The 1,361-nt window shown below is 34.9% G+C and carries 1 protein-coding gene; it reads right to left on the bottom strand.

From position 1 onward, the window contains the following. Positions 1-186: 186 nt before the first annotated feature. A complete protein-coding gene (locus tag ACFINY_RS09700) occupies positions 187-1,323 on the bottom strand; it encodes a hypothetical protein (RefSeq protein WP_375701067.1) in 1,137 nt (378 codons plus the stop codon). Positions 1,324-1,361 lie beyond the last annotated feature (38 nt).

The following is a 1,361-nucleotide window of genomic DNA, read 5'->3' as shown; positions in this document are numbered from 1 at the left end:
TTACCAATGGGTTTATTTGCCTCAAAATGGACCGTACAGAAGCGTTTTTAATTTCAATGTGGTTTTTATCACAAAATATTTAAATCGCTCTGTACGGTGCCTTTCTGTCAATTTAAACGCATATCTATTCTCAAAATCATCAGCAAACTTCACTACTTTGCTGTTTTTTCGGATCCATAAGTGTCTTTAAGCGTAGATCGCTGTTGCAAGTTGATTGAAGCTTTCTGAAAGGTTATTTGCGAAATTGTTTGACGGTGGTTTATAACATGCGCTTTCATATAGTTTTTTCACTTCTGATTTTTTGTGTTTCTTAATTACCAATCCATATTCTGGATGCGTAATCCAATTATCCCAAGCGCTTTGCCAATCGCGTTCATTTGCATTGTGACATGGATTGGTTTTTGAAAAGCGTACAAATTTTTCAAATTCTGATAAGGCTTCATCATGCGTTAATCCTTGTTCAGTTGCGTATTGAAAATCGGGTTTGAAATCTTCTAGTATTCTTTCAACTTCTTGTTTTTCCCTTATTTTCTTTGTTCCTTCAAAAAAGTTTGCTTTCTCTGGAAAATAAGCAGGCATTATCTTATCAACGATTTCTGAAAGTTGTTTTCCAACCTTTTTAACTTTTCGTGAAGGCAATTTCGCAATCATCGCTTCGTTAATTTGCCATCGGTTGTTAACTTCGTTTGAAGTGTTGGTATTTTGCTCGTGAATGATTGGTTGTTTGGTTTCTATCGTTTTGATTTGTTCTGATTGGCTTTCAACATCACATTCGATTGGCTCGTCAACCAAATCGTTTGTTTCTAAATTTTCAAAATCAATTTCTCTTTTTGATAAAATAATATTTTTATTTTTTTTGTTATTGTTATTGTTAATGTTATTGTGCATTTCCAAGCATTGCTCGTGCATTGCGTATGCATTGCTTGTGCATTGCTCATGCATTGCACGTGCATCATCATTACTTTTATCTTTGTTTTTATCCCATCTAGCTTTTGCTGCTTTTGAAGCCTTTTCCGAAGCTTTATCTAAATTCTCATTAGAGTTATTGAGTTCTTCCTCAACATCTAAATTCCACAAGCGACCATCTGCTAAACGAATGAGATATCCTTCTTCAAGCAAAACATTCAGTGCCGCTTCAAACTTCTTCACTGAATAACCAGTGTAATGAGATAAAACTTTAATATTATAAAAAAGAGGTTCACCAGTACGCAACATACGTAACCGTAATCGCATATAGATATTGCCCTCTACAGCAGGCAAATAATCAACAACAATTGCCCACTGGTCTGCAAAAAGCCTCGTCCATGGCAACTTAGTTGACATACTTCACCTCCCTTTCTTTATTATTATTGCAAGTGAAA

The organism is Bartonella sp. AA23NXGY (genome assembly GCF_042197165.1).
In the GTDB taxonomy this organism is placed as follows: Bacteria; Pseudomonadota; Alphaproteobacteria; order Rhizobiales; family Rhizobiaceae; genus Bartonella.
The sequence above is the reverse complement of the archived record's forward strand: the minus strand, read 5'-3'. Positions and strand labels throughout refer to the sequence as shown.